Source organism: Rhizobium sp. CF142, assembly GCF_000281145.1.
In the GTDB taxonomy this organism is placed as follows: Bacteria; Pseudomonadota; Alphaproteobacteria; order Rhizobiales; family Rhizobiaceae; genus Rhizobium.
In genome coordinates, this window is the sequence record NZ_AJWE01000091.1 from 88676 (window position 1) to 112842 (window position 24167).

At 60.6% G+C, this 24167-nt stretch carries 17 protein-coding genes and 1 pseudogene; 9 read left to right on the top strand and 9 right to left on the bottom strand.

Features of this window, described 5'->3' with window-relative positions; all coding sequences use genetic code 11:
- Positions 1-69: 69 nt before the first annotated feature.
- The gene (parC, locus tag PMI11_RS18720; RefSeq protein ID WP_007820011.1) at positions 70-2325 is read right to left on the bottom strand and encodes a DNA topoisomerase IV subunit A; all 2256 of its coding nucleotides are present in this window, start codon (positions 2323-2325) and stop codon (positions 70-72) included.
- A 229-nt stretch (positions 2326-2554) separates the two neighbouring features.
- Here parC and PMI11_RS18725 point away from each other — a divergent pair, with 229 nt between their 5' ends.
- On the top strand, positions 2555-3745 hold the full coding sequence (locus PMI11_RS18725) for a hypothetical protein (RefSeq protein ID WP_007820012.1): 1191 nt from the start codon (positions 2555-2557) through the stop codon (positions 3743-3745).
- 70 nt (positions 3746-3815) lie between these two features.
- Here the strand turns inward: PMI11_RS18725 and aspS are convergent, their stop codons facing one another.
- Positions 3816-5606, bottom strand: a complete 1791-nt coding sequence (aspS, locus tag PMI11_RS18730; protein ID WP_007820013.1) for an aspartate--tRNA ligase — start codon at positions 5604-5606, stop codon at positions 3816-3818.
- Positions 5607-5856: 250 nt separating this feature from the next.
- Here aspS and PMI11_RS18735 point away from each other — a divergent pair, with 250 nt between their 5' ends.
- The 4 genes from PMI11_RS18735 (at position 5857) to PMI11_RS18750 (ending at position 11256) form a co-directional block, all read left to right on the top strand.
- A complete protein-coding gene (locus PMI11_RS18735) occupies positions 5857-7248 on the top strand; it encodes a multicopper oxidase family protein (RefSeq protein ID WP_007820014.1) in 1392 nt (463 codons plus the stop codon).
- 165 nt (positions 7249-7413) lie between these two features.
- The gene (rnd, locus tag PMI11_RS18740; protein WP_007820015.1) at positions 7414-8565 is read left to right on the top strand and encodes a ribonuclease D; all 1152 of its coding nucleotides are present in this window, start codon (positions 7414-7416) and stop codon (positions 8563-8565) included.
- 164 nt (positions 8566-8729) lie between these two features.
- A complete protein-coding gene (locus PMI11_RS18745) occupies positions 8730-9791 on the top strand; it encodes an adenylate/guanylate cyclase domain-containing protein (RefSeq protein ID WP_007820017.1) in 1062 nt (353 codons plus the stop codon).
- A 109-nt stretch (positions 9792-9900) separates the two neighbouring features.
- Positions 9901-11256, top strand: coding sequence for an esterase-like activity of phytase family protein (locus tag PMI11_RS18750; protein WP_037071670.1), 1356 nt, complete (start codon positions 9901-9903; stop codon positions 11254-11256).
- A gap of 88 nt (positions 11257-11344) precedes the next feature.
- Here the strand turns inward: PMI11_RS18750 and ppx are convergent, their stop codons facing one another.
- From ppx to PMI11_RS18770, 4 genes are all read right to left on the bottom strand, one after another.
- On the bottom strand, positions 11345-12865 hold the full coding sequence (gene ppx / locus PMI11_RS18755; RefSeq protein ID WP_007820021.1) for an exopolyphosphatase: 1521 nt from the start codon (positions 12863-12865) through the stop codon (positions 11345-11347).
- 10 nt (positions 12866-12875) lie between these two features.
- Positions 12876-15080 carry an RNA degradosome polyphosphate kinase gene (locus tag PMI11_RS18760; protein WP_007820023.1) on the bottom strand — a complete coding sequence of 735 codons (2205 nt, stop codon included), beginning with the start codon at positions 15078-15080 and terminating at the stop codon, positions 12876-12878.
- A gap of 66 nt (positions 15081-15146) precedes the next feature.
- Positions 15147-15860: a DnaA regulatory inactivator HdaA gene (hdaA, locus tag PMI11_RS18765; protein ID WP_007820025.1), complete on the bottom strand. Its 714-nt coding sequence runs from the start codon at positions 15858-15860 to the stop codon at positions 15147-15149.
- Positions 15853-16977 (bottom strand): AI-2E family transporter, encoded by a 1125-nt coding sequence (locus tag PMI11_RS18770; protein ID WP_007820026.1) that lies wholly within the window; start codon positions 16975-16977, stop codon positions 15853-15855. Before PMI11_RS18770 ends, hdaA begins: the two co-directional genes overlap by 8 nt.
- A gap of 244 nt (positions 16978-17221) precedes the next feature.
- Here PMI11_RS18770 and purM point away from each other — a divergent pair, with 244 nt between their 5' ends.
- Positions 17222-18295 (top strand): phosphoribosylformylglycinamidine cyclo-ligase, encoded by a 1074-nt coding sequence (purM, locus tag PMI11_RS18775; RefSeq protein ID WP_007820028.1) that lies wholly within the window; start codon positions 17222-17224, stop codon positions 18293-18295.
- The gene (gene purN, locus PMI11_RS18780) at positions 18292-18957 is read left to right on the top strand and encodes a phosphoribosylglycinamide formyltransferase (protein WP_007820029.1); all 666 of its coding nucleotides are present in this window, start codon (positions 18292-18294) and stop codon (positions 18955-18957) included. Before purM ends, purN begins: the two co-directional genes overlap by 4 nt.
- A 2-nt stretch (positions 18958-18959) precedes the next feature.
- On the opposite strand, the pseudogene PMI11_RS18785 reads toward purN, so the two are convergent.
- Positions 18960-19310: pseudogene (locus tag PMI11_RS18785) on the bottom strand (amidohydrolase family protein); the annotation flags it as partial.
- A gap of 79 nt (positions 19311-19389) precedes the next feature.
- On the opposite strand from PMI11_RS18785, the gene PMI11_RS18790 reads away from it, so the two are divergent.
- Both PMI11_RS18790 and PMI11_RS18795 read left to right on the top strand, forming a co-directional pair.
- The gene (locus PMI11_RS18790; protein ID WP_007820038.1) at positions 19390-20010 is read left to right on the top strand and encodes a PadR family transcriptional regulator; all 621 of its coding nucleotides are present in this window, start codon (positions 19390-19392) and stop codon (positions 20008-20010) included.
- Between the two features lie 4 nt (positions 20011-20014).
- Positions 20015-21349 carry an FAD-dependent oxidoreductase gene (locus PMI11_RS18795; protein WP_007820039.1) on the top strand — a complete coding sequence of 445 codons (1335 nt, stop codon included), beginning with the start codon at positions 20015-20017 and terminating at the stop codon, positions 21347-21349.
- A gap of 33 nt (positions 21350-21382) precedes the next feature.
- Here PMI11_RS18795 and PMI11_RS18800 read toward each other — a convergent pair whose 3' ends face one another.
- Both PMI11_RS18800 and PMI11_RS18805 read right to left on the bottom strand, forming a co-directional pair.
- Positions 21383-21973 (bottom strand): NUDIX domain-containing protein, encoded by a 591-nt coding sequence (locus tag PMI11_RS18800; RefSeq protein ID WP_007820040.1) that lies wholly within the window; start codon positions 21971-21973, stop codon positions 21383-21385.
- Complete coding sequence (locus PMI11_RS18805) at positions 21970-24159, bottom strand: molybdopterin-containing oxidoreductase family protein (RefSeq protein ID WP_037071672.1); 2190 nt, start codon at positions 24157-24159, stop codon at positions 21970-21972. The genes PMI11_RS18800 and PMI11_RS18805 overlap by 4 nt, the downstream gene beginning before the upstream one ends.
- Positions 24160-24167 lie beyond the last annotated feature (8 nt).

Consider the following 24167-nt stretch of genomic DNA (forward strand, 5'->3'; position numbering starts at 1 on the left):
TTTTTGGTGACAGGACTGAGATAGAGGAATTGCTCCGCCCGCCAAGGGCGGAGCCTCAAAATTCCCGGATCAGCCGGCGAATTTACCGCTGCGCGGGAAGCCCTTCGGCACGGTGCGGCCGGCGGTGGCGCGGTCGGCCAGCCATTCGGCAAGCTCGTCCTTGTTCTTCGTGAAGGTGCGGCCAGCGCTGTCTTCCCAGCTCAGGCCATCGGCGATGGCAAAGCAGCGAACGTCGGAAATGCCGCCATCCTTGTAGCGCTGCATGCGTACGCCCTTGCCACGCGTCATTTCCGGCACTTGGCTGAGCGGGAAGACCAGCATCTTGCGGTTCTCGCCGACGACGGCAACATGATCGCCGGTGACGGGAACGAGAAGCTTGGTCTCGTGCGGCATGGAGACGTTCATGATCTGCTTGCCCTTGCGGGTATTGGCGACCATTTCCGTTTCCGGAACCACGAAACCATTTCCTTCCGTGGAGACGATCAGCATCTTGCGCGCAGCATCGTGGACGAAGGCGGTCAGCACGTCCTGATCGTTTTCCATGTCGATCATGATGCGCAGCGGCTCGCCGTGGCCGCGGCCGCCGGGCAGCTTGTCGCCACCGAGCGTGAAGACCTTGCCGCCGGTCGTGACGATCAGGATCTTGTCCGTCGTCTGCGCCGGGAAGGCCACCTTCAGGCCGTCGCCTTCCTTGAAGGTCAGCGCCGAAGTATCGGAGATGTGACCCTTCAGAGCGCGAATCCAGCCCTTATCCGAGACGACGACGGTGATCGGTTCCTTCTCGATCATCGCGTGCTGGATGGCTTCCTCGTCTGCGTCAGGCGCTTCGGCGAATTGCGTGCGGCGACGGCCGACCTCGGTGGCCTTGGCGAATTTCTTCTTCACCTCGCCGATTTCCCAGGCAACCGTCTGCCACTGCTTTTCGTCGGACGCGAGCAGCGCTTCGATATCGGCCTTTTCCCTGGTGAGTTCGTCGTGTTCCTTGCGGATCTCGAATTCTTCGAGCTTGCGCAGGGCGCGCAACCGCATATTGAGGATCGCCTCGACCTGGTTGTCCGTCAGGTCCCAGCGCGCCATCATGACGGGCTTCGGCTCATCTTCCTCGCGGATGATGCGGATCACCTCATCGATGTTGAGGTAGGCAATCAGCAAACCGCCGAGGATTTCGAGCCGCTTGTCGATGGCCGCCAGACGGAAGCGCGAGCGGCGCTGCAGGACCTCGCGGCGGTGCTCCAGCCACTCCTTCAGCACCTCGTTCAGTGCCATGACGCGTGGGATCACGCCCATCGACAGGACGTTCATGTTCAGCGGGAAGCGGCTTTCCAGCTCCGTCAGCTTGAACATCGATTCCATGAGGATGGTCGGATCGACGGTGCGGCTCTTCGGCACCAGGACGACGCGGATGTCCTCGGCCGACTCATCCCTTATGTCTTCCAGCAGCGGCAGCTTGCGGGCGATCAGCAGTTCGGCGATCTTTTCGATCAACCGCGACTTCTGCACCTGGAAGGGAATTTCGGTGATGACGATCTGGTAGCCGCCGCGGCCGAGATCTTCCGTCTCCCATTTCGCACGCACGCGAAAACCGCCGCGGCCGGTGCGGTAGCTCTCGATGATGCTTTCTTTGTTGTCGATGATGATGCCGCCGGTCGGGAAATCCGGGCCGGGAATGAATTCGACGAGCTTCTCGATGGTGGCATCGGGATGCTTGATCAGATGCAGCGCGGCGTCGCAGACCTCATGCACGTTGTGCGAAGGAATGGACGTCGCCATGCCGACTGCGATGCCCGAGGAACCGTTCGCCAGAAGGTTCGGGAAGGCGCCGGGAAGAACGATCGGCTCGGAATTGGATTCGTCGTAGGTGTCGCGGAAATCGACGGCATCCTGATCGATGCCTTCTAGCAGCAGCTCGGAAACCGCGGTCATCTTCGATTCGGTGTATCGCATGGCGGCGGGACTGTCGCCGTCGATATTGCCGAAGTTGCCCTGCCCGTTCACCAGCGTGTAGCGTTGTGAAAAGTCCTGCGCCAGGCGCGCCAGCGCGTCATAGATCGACTGGTCGCCGTGCGGGTGATAGTTACCCATCACTTCGCCGACGATCTTGGCGCATTTCCTGAAGGCCGCAGTCGGCCGCAGGCCCATGTCGTGCATCGCATAGACGATGCGGCGATGAACCGGCTTCAGGCCATCGCGCACGTCAGGCAGCGCGCGGTGCATGATGGTCGACAGCGCATAGCGAAGATAGCGCTCTTCGAGCGCCGCCTTCAGGTCGACCGGTTGAATATTGTCGCCGTCTCCGCCAGAAGGCGGTAAAATCTCTTGTCCCATGGAACCTTGACTAACTCAGAAGTGCCTGTGGGGCAAGGAATCCGGGCATTCCGGCTGTGGATGACGTCTTTCTGCTGACATGAAAGATGGGAAAAGTATCGCCCGAATTTGGACTTTGTTTGCCGAGCCCTTCAACAGAAATTTAGGGGTCTGCAAAATATAAAGCCGGACCGTTTCGCAGTCGCTTCATTGCAATATTCAACGGCACACACCACCAGGGGACTTTCTCATGACCTTTTACCGCACAACGCGGCTGATGCTGTCGAGCGCAGCCCTTCTTTCGTTCGCCGGCTCCGCATTCGCTCTCGACGGCCAGGACCTACTGAAGAAGATCAATGCCGCCTACAGCCAGCAGGGCGGGATGATTGTCGCCGCGGATAGCGTCGATATCGACGGCACGACCGTCACGCTCAAGAACCTCAGCATCAAGCCGGCTGGCGGCGAACCGGTCTCCATCGGCGAGGTCACCCTCTCCGGCGTGGAAGAGCAGGATGACGGCAGCTACTATATCGAAGAGGCCGCCTTCCCCGACATCAACTCGTCCAAGGACGGCGTGACCGTGAGCGCCCAGGAGCTGACGCTCGGCGGTATCTCCGTTCCCGCCCAGCCCGGCGACACTATTGACTCCATGTTCTTCGCCGAAAGCGCCCATACCGGTGCGATCAAGATCGTCAAGGATGGTGCGGAGGTCTTCTCGGTGCTCCAAAGCGACATGAACGCAACGCTGCGCGAAGATGAATCCGGCTTCGATTTTGACGGCGCTTTCAAGAGCATGAAGGCCGATCTCAGCCAGGCCGGAGACACTCCGGACAGCAAGGAAGCGATCGAAAAGCTGGCGCTTCAGCACCTCCAGGGTGACATTACCATGAAGGGCGCCTGGGATATCGAACCCGGCACGATCGATCTCTCCGAGGTTTCCTTCGACATCACCAATGTCGGCAAGCTGAACCTCGGCTTCAAAATCTCCGGCTACACGCTAGCCTTCATGAAGTCGATGCAGGACGCGGTCAAGCAGTCGGAAGCCAACCCGAACAAGGAAGAAGCACAGCAGGCGCTTGGCCTTGCCATGCTCGGCCTTGCCCAGCAGCTGACATTCGATTCCGCCCAGATTCGCTTCGAGGATGCCTCGATTACCAAGCGCGCGCTGGACTATGCCGGTTCGAAGCAGAATGTTTCGGGCCAGCAGATGGCGGATTCGCTGAAGGCCATGACGCCGATTATGCTGGCGCAGCTCAATATTCCGGAACTGCAGAATGCGATTTCGGCTGCCGTCAGCACTTTCCTCGACAATCCGAAGAGCCTGACCGTCAAGGCCACGCCGGACAAGCCGGTCGCCTTCCCGATGATTGTCGGCGCTGCCATGGGTGCACCCAACACGGTGCCGCAGATGCTCGGCGTGAAGGTTTCGGCGAACGATTGAGCCTGTTCTGGATCCAACAAAAAAGCCCGGCGATGATCTCGCCGGGCTTTTTTGTTGAAGAGCTTGCGCCTCAGTCTTTCTTTTGCGGCGGAATCGGGCGGATCGCCAGTTCGCGCAGCTGGGTGGGCGTTGCCGGGGTCGGCGCACCCATCAAGAGGTCCTGAGCCTGCTGGTTCATCGGGAAGAGCGAGATTTCGCGCAGGTTCTTGGCGCCGACGAGCAGCATGACGATACGGTCGATACCGAAGGCAGCACCACCATGCGGAGGCGCGCCGTACTGGAAGGCACGGTAGAGACCGCCGAAACGATCCTCGACGTCCTGCTGGCTCAGGCCCACCTTTTCGAAGGCGGCGACCATGGTTTCCGGCGACTGGTTACGGATCGAGCCCGAGGCGATTTCGAAGCCGTTGCAGACGGCGTCGTATTGGAAGGCCTTGATCGTCAACGGATCCTGATTGGTCAGCGCATCGAGACCGCCCTGCGGCATCGAGAACGGGTTGTGGGCGAAGTCGACCTTCTTTTCTTCTTCGTTCCATTCGAAGAACGGGAAGTCGACGATCCAGCACAGTTCGAAGCGGTCGCGGTCGACAAGGTTCAGTTCCTCACCCGCCTTGGTGCGCGCTTCACCGGCGAACTTGTAGAACTTGGCGGGATCGCCTGCAACGAAGAAGCAGGCGTCGCCGTCACCAAGGCCGAGCTGCGTGCGGATCGCGTCGGTCCGCTCCTCGCCGATGTTCTTGGCAAGGGGACCTGCGCCCTCGAGCTTTTCGCCTTCCTTGCGCCAGAAGATATAGCCGAGGCCTGGCTGGCCGGTCGACTGCGCCCAGGCGTTCATACGGTCGCAGAAGGCGCGGGAACCGCCGGTCTTGGCCGGGATAGCCCAGACCTGAACCTTCGGGTTCGAAGCGATCATGTTGGCGAAGACCTTGAAGCCGGAGCCGGCGAAATGGTCTGTCACGGCTTCCATGACGATCGGGTTGCGCAGGTCCGGCTTGTCGGAACCATATTTGCGGATCGCTTCGTCATAGGGAATGCGCGGCCATTCCTTGGTGACCGGCTTGCCTTCGGCAAATTCCTCGAAAATGCCGGTCATCAGCGGACCCATCGTGTTCCAGACGTCTTCCTGGGTCACGAAGCTCATTTCGAGGTCGAGCTGGTAGAATTCGCCCGGCAGGCGGTCGGCACGCGGGTCTTCGTCGCGGAAGCAGGGCGCAATCTGGAAGTAGCGGTCGAAGCCGGCGACCATCAGCAGCTGTTTGTACTGCTGCGGAGCCTGCGGCAGCGCGTAGAAAGTGCCGGGATGAATACGGCTCGGCACGAGGAAGTCGCGCGCGCCTTCCGGCGAGGATGCCGTCAGGATCGGCGTCGTATATTCGGTGAAGCCGACATTACCCATTTCGCGGCGCATGGCGGAGATCACCTGCGTGCGCTTGACGATGTTCTTGTGCAGCGTTTCACGGCGCAGGTCGAGGAAGCGGTATTTCAGGCGAACGTCTTCCGGATAGTCCGGCTCGCCGAAGACCGGCAGCGGCAGTTCCTTGGCGGCGGAGAGAACTTCGATCTCCTGCGCATAAAGCTCGATCTCGCCGGTCGGCATGTTCTTGTTGACGGTGTCGTCTGTACGTGCCTTGACGAGACCGTCGACACGGATGACCCATTCGCCGCGAACGGTCTCGGCCTGCTTGAAGGCAGGCGAATCCGGGTCGGCAACGATCTGCGTCGTGCCGTAATGGTCGCGAAGGTCGATGAACAGCACGCCGCCATGATCTCGGACACGATGGACCCAGCCGGAAATACGGACAGTCGAGCCGACGTCCGACTTGCGAAGAGCGGCACATGTGTGGCTGCGGTAGCGGTGCATGATCTCAAATCCTGGCATTTGGCTTAAGACGGCGGCATGGCCGAAGACCTGCAGCGCCGACAAGAAAATCGGGCGGAAAAGCGCATGGACGCTCTGATTTGTCAAGGCTTGGCGCAGCCGACAGGCTGTTTGCCCCCTCGTTTCCTGGGGAGTTGGGGCGCGCTCGCTGCGGCAGTTTGGCCGAAGGCGGCATATTGCTGAAGACGACGGTCAACTTTAAAAGGAGGCATCATCAAGATGGAACCTGCCGATGCCCCTCCTCACACGCCGCAACCTGCTCAAGGCTTCCGCCGTCGCCGGCGCCTATGGCGCGGGCATGGCGATCGCAGGGCGGTTCGGGCTGGCGGAGGCCGCCCCGGAGCCGCGTGTGCTGACGGCACGCAAGACCGCGGCGCAGATCATCGACGCCGCGCCGACCCGGGACATCATGACATGGGGCGATGACGGCCTGCCGCCGGTGCTGCGGATGCCACGGGGAAAACCCTATGCGGCACGGCTAAGCAACAGCCTCGACGAGCCGACGACGATCCACTGGCATGGGCTGCGCATCGACAACAAGATGGACGGGGTGCCCTTCATGACGCAGCCCTACGTCTATACCAATGACAGCTTCGACTATCTCTTCACGCCGCCGGATGCCGGCACCTTCTGGTATCACCCCCACTGCAACACGCTGACCCAGATGGGTCACGGCATGACGGGCGTGCTTGTAGTGGAAGATCCTGATGATCCGTTCTTCGATGCGGAGGTCGTGCTCAACCTGCGCGACTGGCGGCTTGGCGGCGACGGGCAGTTCATCGCCCCCTTCCGGCCGCGCGATGCGGCCAAGGCCGGCACGTACGGAACGACACGCACGGCGAACTGGCATCAGGAGCCGAAATATGATGCGCCAGCCGGCGGGCTGATCCGCCTGCGCATCGCCGTCACCGATGTGACCCGCATCTTCCAGCTGAAAATGGAAGCCGCCGATGCGACTGTTATCGCGATCGACGGCAATCCGGTGCCGAAGCGCTTCCCGCTGGACATCTTGCAGATCGGACCGGGCCAGAGGCTCGACCTCGCGGTTCGAATGCCTGATAGCGAGGGCGTAGTCGCGACGCTTGAAGATATCAGGGGCACGACGCCGAAGGTCATCGCGAGCTTGCGCGCCACCGGGCAGTCACTGAAGCGCAATATCGGCGATCTCGGCGCACTCGCAGAAAACCCGGTGTCAAAGGCTGATCTCACTTCGGCAGAAACAATACCACTTGTGCTTTCCGCCACAGCGGAGAATGCGGCTGTCGAAAGCATCTGCGGCACGCTCGGCTACAGCTTCTGGGCTATCAACAAGGTACCGTGGCCAGGCGATACGCCCGATCCGACCGCACCGCTTGCCGAACTGAAACTCGGCAAGAGCTACGTCTTCAATCTGGAAAACGTCACACCGCATGCGCATCCGATCCATCTGCACGGCATGAGCTTTACTGTCATCTCGTCTTCGACGCGCGAGGTGATGCCGCTCGTGTCCGATACCTATCTCATCCAGCCGGACGAGAAGGTGCAGCTCGCTTTTGTCGCCGACAATCCCGGTGACTGGATGCTGCATTGCCATATCATCGAGCACCAGAAGACGGGCATGACGAGCTATCTTCGCGTTGTTTGATACTGTGCCGCGATTATCGCGCCGGCGACACAGCAGCCGCAGAAAACATCACCTGCATCCTGACGAATAAGACTTCATAAAGGTGAAGCCCGCTGACCGTATTGACATATCTCTTCGAAAGGGGAAGGAAGGTTTAACTGACCTCTTCCTTGCGAATGAATTGATATGATCGAAACCACCGCCGATCTGGCGGCCGCCTGCAAAGAGCTGGCCAAGTCCGATTTCATTACCATCGATACTGAATTCCTGCGTGAGACAACCTTCTGGCCGGAATTGTGCCTGATCCAGATGGCGAGCCCGACGGTAGAGGTGCTGGTCGATCCTCTGGCGAAAGACATCGATCTTGCGCCCTTCTTCGAGCTGATGGCCAATCCAAACGTGCTGAAGGTGTTTCACGCGGCGCGGCAGGATATTGAAATCATTTTCAATCGCGGCAACCTGATCCCTCACCCGATCTTCGATACGCAGGTCGCCGCCATGGTCTGTGGTTTTGGCGACAGTGTTTCCTACGACCAGCTCATCAGCCGCACGAAGAACGTTCATATCGATAAGTCCTCGCGTTTCACCGACTGGAGCCGCCGGCCGCTATCCGACAAGCAGCTCGAATATGCGCTGGCTGACGTCACCCATCTGCGCGACGCCTATCTCTACCTCAAGACCGAACTGGAGCGCGAAGGCCGCGCCTCCTGGCTGCGCGAGGAAATGGACATTCTGGAATCGCGCGAGACCTACGATATCCATCCTGACGATGCCTGGCAGCGGCTGAAGCTGCGCCTGCGCAAGCCGCAGGAGCTGGCGATCCTGAAATATGTCGCCGCCTGGCGAGAGCGCGAGGCGCGTTCGCGCAATGTGCCGCGCTCGCGCGTGCTGAAGGACGATGCGATTTATGAGATTGCCCAGCAGCAGCCGAAGGACGCCGAAGCGCTCGGCCGCCTGCGCACGATTCCGAAGGGATGGGAGCGATCGGCCACGGGTGCCGCAGTGCTCGAAGCGGTCAACACCGCGCTGGCGCTGCCACGCTCCGAAATGCCGCATGTGCCGCGACAGGCGCAGCCGCCGGAGGGTGCGGCAGCGGCCGTCGAACTTCTCAAGGTGCTGCTCAAGCTGATTTCCGAAAAGCACGGCGTGGCGCCGAAGGTAATCGCCAACAGCGACGACCTGGATAGAATTGCGGCTGAGGGCGAAACGGCCGAGGTTGCAGCCATGCATGGCTGGCGGCGCGATCTTTTCGGCGAACCGGCGCTGCAGCTCATCCGCGGCGAGATCGCCCTGCGCTTTGCCGGCCGCAAGGTCGAGACTGTCGCTCTCCCAGCTTAAAGCCTTCAGGTCCGCCTGCCGCACTTCAAATCGTTGTTTGACGCATGTCGTTGTCGCAAACCAACTGCACAGTTTTGCGCGACCTGCCTTAAATTCGAAATGTCTTGACCATAGCACTGCGCGGGAAACAATAGCCGAATGAAGTGCTTCGGCGAAAGGGCGGCATGAGAGAGATATCCCCAACGCAGAACTGGATCCTGATTGCGCTCGTCCTGGCGCTCAGCGGCGTGGTCTATGATCTGTACTTCTTTACCGGCCAGACGCCCATCATCGGAGCGATCTTCGCGCTCTTCATCGGCATGCCCATTCTCGCCTTCGAGCGCAGGGTATTTTTGCGCGGCCTCTACCGACGCATTCAGAGATTGCCGACACTGCTCTTCATCATCTCCGAACTCGTGATCTACGAAATCCTGATGAGCATCGGCTTTGCGGCGGCCGGTTTCCTTCTCGCATTGCTTGGCGCTCTGAAGCCACCAAAGATGATCGACGTGCTGATCATGCCGTTCGATGTCTTCCTCTATGCGCTCGCCGTCTGCGCCACATTGATCTTCCTGCTCAGGGTGCGTGAACTACTGGGGCGCGAGGTCTTCATCAGCATGCTGATCAGCCGCTATCGCAGACCGATGAAGGAAGAGCGGGTCTTCCTGTTCATCGATCTCGCCGAATCCACCGCCTTTGCCGAAAAGCATGGGGACCTGCGCGCGCAACAGCTTCTGAGTTCACTGTTTGCGGCCTTCGCGGAGCCGGTGCGACGCCACAAGGGCATGATCAACGACTATGTCGGCGATGCCGCGATCATCACCTGGCCCTTAGCGCGCGGCGTCAAGGATGCACGCTGCGTGCGCTGCCTTTTCGATATCCTCGCCGATATCGAAGCCAATGCCGCAAGCTGGAAGAAGAGTTATGGCCAGGTGCCGAAACTGAGGGCCGCCCTTCATGGCGGCAGCGTCATCACCGCCGAAGTCGGCGTCGATCATCACAAGATCAGCTTCTTCGGCGATACGGTGAACACCACCTCGCGGCTGGAGTCGCTCTGCCGGACACTCAACCGGCCGGTGCTGATCTCCGCCGAGCTCGCCCAGCGCATGACGCTGCCTGAGGAGATTATCGGCGAAAACCTTGGCAATCACGCCGTGCGTGGCCGTGGCCAGGGGCTTGATGTCATCGCACTTTCCTCGCGCGCGGTGACCGTCCTCAATCAGCCAGCGACCCTCCGGCGCGGTTGAGGCGGGGCTTTATCCGGCCGTCACCAAAGCTTCACTCAATCGTCAATGTGGCGACATGAATGCCCTGCTAAGCGGATGGCGCTTTTGCACTCCGTTCTATGGGGACATCATGAAGAACGTTCTTTTCGCTTCCGTATCACTTTTCATGCTCGTCGCAGGCTCCGCCTCCGCCGACCAGCAGCTTTTCCCGGCGAAGCTCACCGGCCAGGCCATCCTGCCTGCCAACACGCTGACCCCGGCTCCGGCCGATGCGCCGGCTTTTCTCAAGACCTCCGGCAAGTTCACCACCCCGGACCGCAAGCGCACCGAAAAGCTCGGCACGGTTGACGGCAAGGACGGCGCCCGCGTCACTGACGTCAAGCTGCCGCTCGATGGCCAGCCGATCCAGGGCTTCTCCGGCATCAAGACCATGCCCGACGGCACCTTCTGGACGCTCTCCGACAACGGCTTCGGCTCGAAGTTCACCTCGTCCGACTCCATGCTGTTCCTGCATCAGCTGAAGTTCGACTGGAACGCCAACAAGGTTGACGTCGTCAAGAACGTGTTCCTGTCCGACCCGAACAAGATCGCTCCGTTCCCGATCGTCACGGAAGCCTCCGACACCCGTTATCTGACCGGCGCTGACTTCGACATCGAATCCGTACAGCCGGTTGCCGACGGCTTCTGGCTCGGAGACGAATTCGGCCCCTACCTCCTGAAGATCGACACCGAAGGCCGCCTGACCGACGTCATCCCCACCACGCTCGACGGCAAGCCGGTCCTGTCTCCCGACAATCCGCTGATCCAGCTGCCGGGCAACCCGGCTGCCAAGATGCCGGCCTTCAACCTGAAGCGCTCCGGCGGTTTCGAGGGCCTGGCCATGTCGAAGGACGGCTCCAAGCTCTACGGCCTGCTCGAAGGCGCCATCTACACTGACGGCCAGATGGAAACGGTTGACGGCCATACCGCCATCCGCGTCATCGAGTTCGACATCGCTTCAAAGAAGTGGACCGGCCGCAGCTGGCTCTACCCGTTCGAAGATAAGGGTGCCTCGATCGGCGACTTCAACATGCTCGACGAGACCACCGCTCTCGTGATCGAACGCGACAACGGCGCCGGCACGAAGGACAAGGCTTGCGTCGATCCCAAGCAGCCGAAGCCGGACTGCTTCGAGGCTCCGGCCGAGCTGAAGCGCGTCTACAAGATCGAGTTCAATGATGCCAACGCCGGCAAGGCCGTTCGCAAGATCGGCTATATCGACCTCCTGAACATCCAGGATCCGGACAACAAGAAGAAGGCCGGCGATATCGCTGGCGTTTACAACATGCCGTTCGTTACGATCGAAAACGTCGACCGCGTCGACGCCACGCACATCATCGTCGGCAACGACAACAACCTGCCGTTTTCGGCCGGCCGCGCCGTCAACAAGGCTGACAACAACGAGTTCAGCATCCTCGAAGTTGGCGAGTTCCTGAACGCGAAGTAATTCGAGTTTGATGTCAGATTGGGAGGGCGGCGCCGCAGGTGCCGCCCTTTTTGTTTGCCAACTGTGTCGGCTGTCTTCGCTGGAGGGTCTATTCGAACCGGAACGCCAGCCGCTTGTTCGTCAGCTTCGACAATTGCTGCAGGCGGCCATCCAGCCGCTCGCCGGCGAAATCGCGGTATTCGTGCGGCACAACGAATTCCAGATCGAGATCGGGGGACGACGCCTTGCGGAAGGTCAGGTTGCGCACGATACCCGGCATGGAGGCCGAGAATAGGTAGACGACGCGCAGCATGCCGCCGAGCAGTTTGGCGCGCTCGATGAAGGCCGGGCCAGCGATCGTCGCAAGCGGCGCCGTGGAACCGTCGTCGTGCAGGCCTTCGAAGCGGTAGTAGTTCGTCAGGGCGATGAAGGCGCGGCCGGGGTGGCTGATGCCGACGAAGGAGGAGTGAGCAATGACGTTCAGCGCCTGAGCGCCGCGATAATCAGGATGCGCGCGCCAGCTGATATCGGCCAGCAGACAGGCTGCCTGGCGATAGCGGCTTTCTTCATCGGTTTCCTGAACGCCGAAGAACGGCATCATGCGGCCGGTCCAATCGGCCAGTTCGCGGGCATGTTCCGGCGAACGGGCACGCAGGATGGCAAGTTCGCTGGCAGCGGCCAGCAACGGATCCGCGCGGCGTTCGGATTCGGACAGCAGCGAAAAGAGATAGCCTTCGCGCACACCCTGCGCGGAGAAGGAGATCACCGAAGGCTTCATGGCGTTCAGCACTTCCTTCATGGCGATGGCGCCGAAGGGCAGCAGCGAACGGCGGTGCTTGGAAACGGCCTGCAGAGCCGGCTCCTTGGAATCCTTGGCGGTGACGACCTGATCCAGGAACTGCGTCAGGCCTTCAAGAGACACCTCGTAGCCCTGCATCATATGCAGCGGATAACGGGTGATCTCCATATGCAGCTTGGCAATGTTTCGCCAGGTGCCGCCAACGGCGTAGAAGGTGCGCCCTTCCCCCTTGGAGAGAAGCTTGGCAGTTTTGACCTGCTTGCGGGCAAAGGCTCGCGCTTTGGCGAGCGACCCGCCGGCATATTCGGACAGGCGCAGACCGCCAAGCGGCAGGGTGATACCGCCGCTGACATCCTTGCCCCTGATATCGATCAGCTCCAGAGAACCGCCGCCAAGATCGCCGGCAATGCCATCGGGATTGTAAAAGCCGCTGATGATGCCGAGCGAGGCGAAGCGCGCCTCTTCCTCACCGGACAAAATACGGACGTGCCGCTGCAGGATCGTCTCGGCCTGGTGGATGAAGTCGGGACCGTTGCTCGCCTCTCGCGCTGCAGCCGTCGCCAGCACATACATTGTGGCGGCGCGCGCCTGATCAGAAAGCGCCTTGAAGCGATGAAGGGCCTGAAGGGCCCGGGCGACGCTTTCTTCATCCATCTTGCCGGTCAGGGCTATGCCCTTGCCGAGGCCGCAAAGAACCTTTTCGTTGAAGAGAATGGTCGGCGAACGAGACAGGCCTTCGTAGACGACCAGACGAATGGAGTTCGATCCGATATCGACAACGGAGACCGGGGCGATTCCCGGAAGTCGCCCCTGGGCTTCAGATTCAACCATTAGGTCCAGTTTACTTGTTGTTTCGGCCTTCGAGCAGACCGGCGATCAGCTTCGGCGCACTCGATTTCAGAGCTTCACCGCGGCCGGACAGGCTGGGATTGGTCATGAAATATTGCTGCGCATTAAACGGTTCTTCGCCCTTGCGCACTTCCATGCGCCGTGACGTACCGTCGGGCAATATCTCGTAGCTTTGTTGATTGTCAATCACATTGCCGAGCATAATCTGTGACAAAACCTGCTCGTGGACGGTGGGATTCGTCAGCGGAACGAGGGTTTCGACGCGGCGATCGAGGTTTCTCGGCATCATGTCCGCCGAGCCGATATAGACGAGAGCCTTGTCGGACGGCAGGCCATGACCATTGCCGAAGCAGAAGATGCGGCTGTGCTCGAGGAAGCGGCCGACGATCGATTTGACGCGGATCTTGTCGGAGAGGCCAGGCACCTGGGGACGCAGGCAGCAAATGCCGCGCACGACGAGATCGATCTCGACACCGGCACGGCTCGCCGTATAGAGCGCATCGATGATATCAGGGTCGACCAGCGAGTTCATCTTCATCCAGATCGCCGCCGGACGGCCGCTGCGGGCATGCTCGATCTCTTCGTTGATGTGGCGAAGGATGCGCGGGCGCAGCGTGTAAGGCGAAACGGCAAGCTGCATCCCTTCTTCCGGCTCACCGTAACCGGTGATGAAGTTGAAGATGTTCGCCATGTCGTGGGCGATCACAGGGTTGCAGGTGAAGAAGGACAGGTCGGTATAGATCTTCGCGGTGATCGGATGGTAGTTGCCGGTGCCGAGATGGCAGTAAGTGCGCAGCTTGCCTTCCTCACGGCGCACGACCAGCGACATCTTGGCGTGGGTCTTGAGCTCGATAAAGCCGAACACGACCTGCACGCCGGCGCGTTCCAGATCGCGCGCCCAGCGGATATTGGCCTCTTCGTCGAAGCGGGCCTTGAGCTCGACCAGCGCCGTCACCGACTTGCCGGCTTCGGCGGCGTCGACCAGGGCGCGCACGATCGGGCTGTCGTTGGAGGTGCGATAGAGCGTCTGCTTTATCGCCAGAACGTCAGGATCGCGCGCAGCTTGGAGAAGGAATTGGACCACCACGTCGAAAGACTCGTAGGGGTGGTGAACCACCATGTCCTTTTCTCTGATGGCGGCGAGGCAATCACCGGCGTGTTCACGGACACGTTCTGGAAATCGCGCATTGTAGGGCGGAAAGCGCAGGTCGTCGCGCGGCGCCTTGGTGATTTCAGAGAGGGTGTTGAGCGCCAGCAGGCCGGGCAGAACCGCAACGCGGTTATCCGGAATGCTGAGTGCCTGCACCACGAACTGGCGCAGCGAAGCCGGCATTTCGGAATCCGTCTCGATGCGGATGACCTTGCCGCGACGGCGGCGCTTCAGCGCGGTTTCGAAGAAGCGCACGAGATCCTCGGCCTCTTCCTCGACTTCGATATCGCTGTCTCTGATGACGCGGAACGTACCCGAGCCCTGCACCTCGTAGCCCGGATAAAGCCGGTGGATGAAGATGTTGGCGACATCTTCCAGCGTGATGTAGCGGATCGTGTTGCGGTCATCCGGCAGGCGGATGAAACGATCGAGCGCCGGCGGCAGGCGCAGCAATGCCGTCATCGGCTCGCGGCCGCTGCGGCTGACGAGCTGCAGGCCGATCGAGAAGCCGAGGTTCGGAATGAACGGGAATGGATGGGCCGGATCGATGGACAACGGCGTCAGCACCGGGAAGATCGACTGCTCGAACTCGTTTGCCAGCCACTGGCGATCGGCATCGCTGAGCGCACCCGGACGTACGATCAGAATGTCCTCCTTGGCGAGATACTGCTGCAGGACGGCGAGCGAGGCCTGCTGCTCCATCTGCAGATGATCGATCTCGCTCAGGATCGAATCGAGCTGCTCGGCGGGTGTGCGGCCATCCGGGCTCTTGACGACGATGCTCTGGCGCACCTGGCCTTCGAGGCCGGCGACGCGCACCATGAAGAATTCGTCGAGGTTGGCGGCCGAGATCGATAGGAAGCGCACGCGCTCCAGGAGCGGGTGCTCAGTGTTCAGCGTCTCCTCGAGGACACGGCGATTGAACTGCAGCCAGGAGAACTCGCGATTGATGAAGCGCTCGGGGCTGGAGAGAAGCTGCTCCAGCGGCGGCTGGTCTGCGCTGTTGTCTGGAGTGGGTTCCTGATGTTCCTGGTATGCGCTGTCCATGGTCCACTCACCCTGCTTTCAATCGCTTTCGGCGAATATATCAGTTTCACGACGGAACTGTGACAGTCAATCGCCCGAGCCGGAATTTCCCAATTCATTCAATACTTCAGCAGCAAGCGAACGGGTGATCCCTGTGCCTCTGGAAAGCGCCAGCCGATCGAGCCTTTCGACAATCGTCTGGGCGGCGTTGAGCGAGCGCTCCATGCGATTGACGATATAAAGGACGAGTTTGTCATCTATATAAAGCTGCCGGTCAGCAAAGAGCTTGACGATGACCTGCGACAGCAATTCCTCATCAGGTTCGCCGATCTCCACGACCGTCGCGGCCTTCAGGCGCGAGCGCAGATCGGGCAGCGTAACCGGCCAGGACATGGGCCAGAGACGGCTCGTCATCAAAAGGCTGGTGCCGTTTTCCCGCACGCTGTTGATGACATGGAAGAGCGTGGCGTCATCGAAGTCTGTCCGGTCGACATCCTCGAAAAGAACGGGACCGTTCGCAGCTGTGATCGCGGCATCGGAACCGGCAATGGGATGGACGGCCTCCGCCCCGCTCAACTCCTTCCAGATGCCGGCGAGATGCGATTTTCCAGAGCCGACGGGACCGGCAAGGATGACGACCGGCGACGGCCAGTTCGGCCAGGCATCGACGATCGAAACGGCGGCAGCGAGACGTTCCGACATCAGGAGGTCGTCGCGGCCGGTTGCAGCGTCATGCGAAAAGGCCAAAGGAAGCTGTTCTCCGGCCCTGCGCTTCGGATCAGCGTTCTTCACGTCATTCATCGGAAACAGGTTTCGTCTTCCCGGCCCGGCCGCTTGGCAGCCTGCCATAGTAGAGATCGCTTTGAAGGTAGCGCGAAAGCGCAAAGCGGACAAGGACGCCGACAGCGGCAGCGGCCGGCACCGCGATCAGCAGGCCGACGAAACCAAAGAGGGCGCCGAAGGCAAAGAGCGCGAACATCAGCCAGACGGGATGCAGGCCGACGCTGGAGCCAACGAGCTTCGGCTGGAGGATGTTACCTTCGAGAAACTGGCCGCTGAAAAAGACGGCGAGAACAGCGACGATCCAGACATAATCCGGCCAGAACTGGACAATCGCCACGCCGATTGCGAGCACAAGCCCTACCATCGAGCCGACATAGGGGATGAAACTGATCATGCCGGCGAAAAGCCCGATGAGCAGGCCGAAATTCAGGCCTACGATCGAGAGGCCGACAGCATAATAAATGCCGAGGATGAGGCAGAGCGAACCCTGCCCTCTGATAAAGCCGGCAATCGCCTGATCCATCTCCCTTGCGATCTGGCGGACGTCTTTCACATAATTGCGCGGAACCCATTCATCGACCTTGGCAACCATGCGGTCCCAGTCGAGCAGGATATAGAAGGCGACAACAGGCGTGATGACGAGCAGAGAGATGACGTCGACGATCGCCTTGCCGGAATTCCAGATCTGGGCAAAGAGCCCCGTCAGGAAACCCATGCCTTCCGACAGGATGCTGGAGAAATTATTCTTGATGGTGCCGAGCTGGCTTTTGATCCAGCCGGGCAGCACGGAATCCTGATAATCGGTGATGAATTGCTGCAGCAGGGTGATATAGCCCGGCAGGCGCTGGGCGAAATCGTTGAACTGGGTGATGAGCACGGGAATGAGGATCATCAGCGCCAGCGCAAAGACGATGACGAAGGCCACCAGAATGACGATAGTCGCCATCAGGCGGCTCAGGCCCAGCCGCTCCAGCCTGTCGGCCACCGGATCGAGAAAATAAGCGATCGTCATGCCGGCAATGAAGGGCAGCAGGATCGAACTGAAAATGTAGAGGAAAGCGACGAAAACGAGCAGAACCGTTGCCCAGAAGATGACCTGGCGCTTTAATATCGTTCCGCTGACCTGTTGTGGCATCGCTTCCCCGCTGATCGCTCGCCCTGCCCATGCCGCTTTAGAACGACCAGGGCCGCTCCAGCACATAGGATGGAGGCGCAAAGATGGTCAACCCTGTTGCACCGAATCCGGAAAGCGCACAGGGATTAGCTGGAAAATGGGGGCTTTTCCCTTGCAACGCTTGCATAAAGCGCACTCTCATGCAATTGCGACCGGCATGTGACGCGGTCCTTTATCCGCAGCTTTAAATCCTCCGGAGATCAGCATGAGCCAGTCTGGAAAAAACGGTCTGACCTATAGCGATGCAGGCGTCGACATCGATGCCGGAAACCTGATGGTGGAGAAGATCAAACCAGCCGTGCGCTCCACGCGCCGTCCGGGCGCCGATGGCGAGATCGGTGGCTTCGGCGGGCTCTTCGATCTCAAGGCCGCGGGCTTTACCGATCCGGTTCTGGTTGCCGCCAATGACGGCGTCGGCACCAAGCTGAAGATCGCCATCGACGCGGACTATCACGACACCGTCGGCATCGACCTCGTCGCCATGTGCGTCAACGACCTCGTCGTGCAGGGCGCCGAGCCGCTGTTCTTCCTCGACTATTTCGCGACCGGCAAGCTCGACCCGGACCAGGGTGCAGCGATCGTCGGCGGTATCGCTGCCGGCTGCCGCGAGGCGGGCTGCGCGCTGATCGGCGGCGAAACGGCGGAAATGCCGGGCATGTATTCCTCGGGCGATTACGATCTCGCCGGTTTTGCTGTGGGTGCCGCCGAACGCGGCAAGCTGCTGCCGTCGGGCGATATCGCGGAAGGCGACGTCATTCTCGGCCTCTCCTCTTCCGGCGTCCATTCCAACGGCTTCTCGCTGGTGCGCAAGATCGTTTCGCTTTCCGGCCTCGGCTGGGATGCACCGGCGCCGTTTGCCGAGGGCAAGAAGCTCGGCGAAGCGCTGCTGACACCGACCCGCATCTATGTGAAACCGCTTCTGAAGGCGATCCGCGAGACGGGCGCGCTGAAGGCGCTTGCCCACATCACCGGCGGCGGTTTTCCTGAAAATATTCCGCGCGTACTGCCGAAGCATCTCGCCGCTGAGATCGATCTTGCCGCCGTCGAGGCGCCGGCCGTTTTCTCCTGGCTTGCCAAGACGGGCGGCGTCGAGGCCACGGAAATGCTGCGTACCTTCAATTGTGGCGTCGGCATGATCGTCGTCGTTGCCGAAGAGAATGTCGCCGCCGTCTCCAAGGTGCTTGAAGCGGAAGGTGAGAAAGTAGTGACGCTCGGCCGCATGGTCGCCCGCGCAGAAGGCGACGCCGGTACGATCTACAAGGGTACGCTCGCCCTATGACTTCGCCGCGCAAACGCACCGTCGTCTTCATTTCCGGCGGCGGCTCCAACATGATGGCGCTGGTGCAGGCGGCAAAGGCTGAGGATTATCCGGCCGAGATCGTCGGCGTGATCTCCGACAAGGCCGATGCGGGCGGGCTCGCCAAGGCGGCGGCCGAGGGCATTCCGACTTTCGCTTTCGTGCGCAAAGACTATGCCAGCAAGGACGCGCACGAGGCAGCGATCCTTGCCGCGCTTGACGAGCTTTCACCTGATATCATCTGCCTTTCCGGCTATATGCGGCTGCTCTCGGGCGCCTTCATCCAGCGCCATGAAGGCCGGATCATCAATATCCACCCGTCCCTGCTGCCGCTCTTTCCAGGGCTGCACACGCACCAGCGGGCGATCGACGCAGGCATGCGGATCGCCGGCTGCACCGTGCATTTCGTCACCGAAGGCATGGATGAAGGCCCTGTTATCGGCCAGGCGGCCGTGCCTGTGCTTGCGGGTGATACCGCCGATGCGCTAGCGGGACGCGTGCTGACCATCGAACATCAGCTCTATCCGCAGGCTCTGCGGCTCTTTGCTGAGGGTAAGGTGAAGATGGAAGGCGGGAAAGCGGTTGGGGCCACCGCTTCCGCAACCGCCCCTAAATCCCAGCTTATTTCGCTGATCGGCGACTAGATTCAGGCCGCAAGGGCCTGAAGCGGATGCAATGTGCCGTCGCTATAGACGAACTGGCCGTCACGGAAGGTGGCGCGGATGCGGTGGACGTCGCGCGGCTCGACCGCCACCAGATCGGCACGCTGGCCGATGGCGATCTCGCCACGATCCAGGAGGCCGGCAGAACGGGCCGCATTACCGGTCGCCATGGCAACGGCTGCCGACGGGCCGCCCTCCACGATATCAGCAAGCTTGAAGATGCCAGGCGCGAAGGCGGCCGGATGATAATCGGCGGCGATGACGCTGAGCAGTCCGGCTCTCGCGGCATCGAGCGCGCTCGGATTTCCCGACATTGACTGGCCACGCAGCGCGTTCGACGTGCCATCGCCGGGAACCACCGACCCCGTGGCCATCGCATTGAATAGTTATAAACTAACTAGTAATATTATTACTATGACATCAATCAAACGTTCCCCAATCGCGCTCGCTGTCCTTGCAATGCTCATGGAAGAGCCGCTGCATCCTTACCGAATGCAGCGTCTCATCAAGGAGCGCGGCAAGGACGAGGTGATCAATGTCACGCAGAGGGCGAGCCTTTATCAAACAATCCAACGGCTCGAACGCGAGGGTTTGATCACTCCGCAGAAAACTGTCCGGGACGACAAGCGCCCCGAGCGGACGGTGTATGAGATAAGCGAGAAGGGCCGTAACGTCGCGCTGGACTGGATACGGGCGATATTGTCGACCTTAACGCGGGAATATCCGGAATTCCCGGCAGCCATATCATTTCTTCCTCTGCTTACGCCTGATGATGTGGCGAGCCAGCTTGAGCTCAGGGCAAAAGCCATCGAGTCGGAGCTTCGCCGGATCGACGAAGCCCTGCAAGAAGCGCAGGCCGTTCCAAGGCTCTTCCTTCTCGAGATGGAATATCTCCGGTCGCTTCACGCAACCGAATTGTCCTGGGTCAACAGCATTGTCGAAGACCTGCGCGCCCAGCGCATTACCTGGACAGAAGAGTGGCTGAGGCAGATCGCCGCGAAATTCTCTATCGATCCTAAACTCGATCAGGACTAGCACCATGAAGGTTTTGATTATCGGCGCCGGGACTGGCGGTCTGGCACTTGCTCATCTGCTCAAGCAGGCTGGCGTTTGCATTGCGGTGTATGAGCGCGACCTCGCGCCGAACGCCAATACCGGCGGTTATCGTGTCGGCATCAGCCCGGCTGGAAGCCGAGCGCTGAAAGCCTGTATCCCCAGCGAGCTCTACGATCTCTATATCGCCACCTGCGCCAGGTCGCCGCGCTATTTCAACATGCTCACTGAACAGCTGGGCGAAGTGCTGAGCTTCGATATCGATGATGTAGGCCCCAACGCTCTCGACGGTGAAAAGAACGTCATTCGAAAGACGCTGAGGCGGGTTCTGCTCAGGGGACTGGAAGACGACGTTTTCTTCGGGAAAGCGCTTGAAGGTTACATAAGTAACGCCGACGGGTCGGTCACCGCCTGCTTTCAGGATGGAAGCCTCGCGACAGGTGATGTCCTTGTGGGGGCTGACGGCATGAGTTCGACCGTACGCAAACAACGTCTGCCGGAAGCGAGTCTGGAAGACACGGGGATCGTATCGCTCGGGGGCAAAATTCCTATGACGGCCGAGACGAAAGCTCTGCTGTCGGACAAGATGTTCAAAGGCATGTCGCTGATCATGGCACCGATGGGCTTCGGTGCAATCGTCCACTCGCTCGAGTTTGCCAACATCAGAAGCGGCTCTGGTTTTGCTGCTCGTTGGCCGGATTTCGTCGAAGCACTCGACGAGGACAGTATTGGCTGGGGGATATGGGGCGCTCGGCAGAATTTCCCGTGGGACCCTACCGGCCTGAGCGGCGAACAGTTGCGAGAGCTGGGCTTGGAGATCACTCGGGACTGGCACCCGCATTTGTGTGCACTCATCCGCATGACGGAGCCCTCGACGATCCACGATGTCAAGATGAGGACTTCCGTGCCGCTCACGCCTTGGATGAGTTCGAATGTCACCCTGCTCGGTGACGCCGTCCATACGATGACACCCGGACGAGGCGCGGGCGCCAATACAGCGCTTCGCGATGCCGCTCTGCTTGGACGCATGCTGGTCGAAGCGGATCAAGGGCGAAAGCCGCTCCTCGAAGCCATACATGCCTACGAAGTCGAGATGCTTCGCTATAGTGCCGAAGCAGTCCAGGAATCGAAAAAGCAGATGGATGCCAACGATCTGGTCCATCGGCCAATTGTCGGCAGACTTCAGCTGGCTGTCACGCGCGGCGCCATGCGCACCATCAACGCAATACCTGCACTAAAGCGGCGCGCCTTTCGGCAGATGATGCACGTTCGCGGGGAAACTAAGACCGTCGAGGATAATATCGATCCGCCTCAGAGGTAACTCGACGAATCAGGCGTCGATCGCCTCATCCCGCTATCGAAGTTTGCCCTTGTTCAACAGCGCCCATTGCAGCAGCGTGATCGTCTTGAGATCGATGATCTCGCCCTTTTCGACCATCGCAAGGGCTTCCGGGAGCGGGATTTCCAGCACCTCGATATCCTCGTGCTCTTCCTCAAGGCCGCCGCCGTCGGATGTGCGATCGGCGGTATCGATCCTTGCTGCGAAGAAATGCACGACTTCGGTAATGGAGCCCGGAGCCGGATAAGACTTGAAAAGGAAGCGGATGTCGCGGACCGTATAGCCGGTCTCCTCCATCGCCTCGCGGCGGATCGCGGCCTCGGGCTCATCGCCGTCGAGCAGGCCGGCCGGGACTTCAATCATCCAGGCGGGATCGTCGTTTACGTAGGCCGGCAGACGGAACTGCTTCACCAGCACGACGACATCGCGCTTGGGATCGTAAAGCAGAATGCAGGCGGCGGGCGTGCGGTGATAGACCTCGCGCGGCAAGCGATGCGTCACGCCATTCCGATCGGTGTAATCGATCCGGTAACCGGTCAGCTTCGTCCAGCCGTCGGACAGGATCTCCTTGCCGACGATTTCCACTTTTGCCTTAGATTGCATCATATGACGTCCTTGCGAAGCCAGACCTTGTTGTCATGGACGGCAGCGCCGCCATAGGGCGCCACGGGATCGGCGCCGGTGAGTACGTTGATGCCTTCGCCATCGACATGCGCCTTGTTGGGCCAGAGGCCTTCGGCAATCAGCACACCGGGTTTGACTTCCGTCGTGACGCGAGCATGGAGGCGCAGATCGCCGCGCATATTGCCGATGCGGACGAGATCGCCGTTGCCGATACCGTTTTCCTCGGCATCGACAGGGTTGATCATCACTTCCGGGCGGCCTTCCTTCTGACGTGAGGTCTTGGTTTCCGAGAAGCTCGAATTCAGGAAGTTGCGCGCCGGCGAGGTCGCCAGGCGGAAGGGATGTTCGGGATCGGTGAGCTCGATGACATCGACCTGATCCGGGAAAGGCGGCAGTTCGGCATAGGGACCGAGCGCGCCGACCGAGGCCGGTGGCTTGTTCGGGGCGGGATCGTTCACCCAATCCGGTCGGAAGTGGAACTTGCCGTCGGGATGGGCGAAACCATTGAGATAATGTGCTTCCTCGAAAGCCGGCTGGTGGTCGAACCATTTATGCTCGAGGAAATGGTCATAGTCCGGCAGGCCGCTAGCCGCCAGAACGCGGTCAACCATTTCGCGCGCCGTGAAGCCGAAGCCGGGGCGATCGGCGACGCCGAGACGTTTTGCCAGTTCTTCGATGACGAAAAGATTGGTGCGCACTGTCGGTGGCGGCTCGACGAGCTTCGGCCCAAGCAGGATATGGTTCTGACCGCCAGCGCGGTAGATATCGTCATGCTCGACGAACATGGTGGCGGGAATGACGATATCGGCCATTTCGGCCGTCTCGGTCATGAATTGTTCGTGGACGGCGACGAAGAGATCGTCGCGGGCAAAGCCGCGCTTCACCAGCCGCTGTTCCGGGGCGATATTCACCGGGTTGGTGTTCTGGATCAGCATGGTCGTCACTGGTCCGCGATAGCGGAGTGCGACGGCATCGCCGGTCAGCGCACGGCCGATCTGCGACTGGTCGATCATGCGGATATCGGCGTCCTTCATCGACTTGCCGGTCAGCTCCGCATTGTTCATGCGGAAGATATCGCTGTTGGAATGGAAGGCGCCGCCGCCCTCATATTGCCAGGAGCCGAGCACGGTGGCGATCGAGGCGGCCGCATGCATGGCGACCGCACCATTGCGCTGGCGGGTGAAGCCGTAGCCGAGGCGGAAGAAGGTCTTCTTGGTCGTGCCGACGAGCTTGGCGAAGGCTTCGATCTCATCGACCGAAAGGCCGGTGATGGCGGCCGCCCATTCCGGCGTCTTTGCCTTCAGATGCACTTCGAGGCCGGCGGGATCGTCGGCATATTTGGCCATATAGTCACGATCGGCATAACCGTCGCGGAAGGCAATGTGCATGACGGCGCAGGCAAGCGCTGCATCGGTGCCGGGCTTGACGATGAGAGCGATGTCCGCCTGCTTCATCGTCGGATTGTCGTAGATGTCGATGACGACGATCTTCGCGCCGCGCTCCTTGCGCGACTTGATCGCGTGGGTCATCACGTTGACCTGGGTGGCGACCGCATTGGTGCCCCAGATGACGACGCAGTCGGTGCGCGCCATCTCGCGCGGGTCCGGGCCCCGCAGCATGCCGGTCGCCATGGTGAAGCCGGTCCAGGCGGGATTGGTGCAGATCGAGGAGAAGAAGCCGGAATAGCGCTTGGCATGGCGCAGGCGCTCGATCGAGTCGCGCTGCACCCAGCCCATGGTGCCGGCGTAGAAATAGGGCCAGATGGCTTCGCTGCCATCCTTTGCCTCGGCCTTCACGAAAGCTTCGGCAATCTCATCCAGCGCATCGTCCCAGGAAATCTGCTGCCATTGCCCTGCCCCCTTGGCGCCGGTGCGGCGCAACGGATGCATGAGACGATCGGGATGGTAGAGGCGCTCGGCATAGCGGGCGACCTTGGCGCAGATGACGCCTGACGTATAGGAATGGTCATTGGCCCCCCGGACACGGCCAATCCGGCCGTCTTCCGTCAGGTCTATCTCCAGTGCGCAGGTGGAGGGACAGTCATGCGGACAGGCCGTGTGGCCGATCCGGGATTTGGCATGGATGGGGGTCGCAATGTTCATGCGATTTCTATATGCCAAGGCACGATCGCCCAAAAGGCACAAAAACTCCCAATGATCCGAATTCATAACAGGCA